The organism is Photobacterium sp. DNB22_13_2 (assembly GCF_052873915.1).
In genome coordinates this window covers 1-245 of sequence record NZ_JBNNXU010000245.1, presented here as the reverse complement: position 1 = coordinate 245, position 245 = coordinate 1, and the positions used below count along the sequence as shown (strand labels likewise).

Annotated in this window: 1 protein-coding gene; it reads left to right on the top strand. The window is 65.3% G+C overall.

Features of this window, described 5'->3' with window-relative positions; genetic code table 11:
* Positions 1-35: 35 nt before the first annotated feature.
* Positions 36-245, top strand: a 210-nt coding sequence (locus ACVA58_RS28535; RefSeq protein ID WP_446513595.1) for a hypothetical protein, incomplete at its 3' end; no start/stop codon positions are given.

Here is a 245-nt window from a genome sequence, read left to right as displayed (position 1 = left end):
ACCAAGGCGCACCCACTGCGATTGATCAGCCACCGATGACATTGGCCCCTCTCTCCACCTCCCCCGATCCCGCATCCGCGCCCCAGGCGACCCTGACCAATGCGGAGCGCGATGCCTGCCTGCTTCGGCTGAGCCAGTATTCGCTCGATGCGCCTGATGCGCCGATGCCGTTCAGCCGCCGCCTGGCAGAAGCCGAAGGGTGGTCGACGCTGTTCACGCTGACCGTCATCGAAGAGTACAAGCGC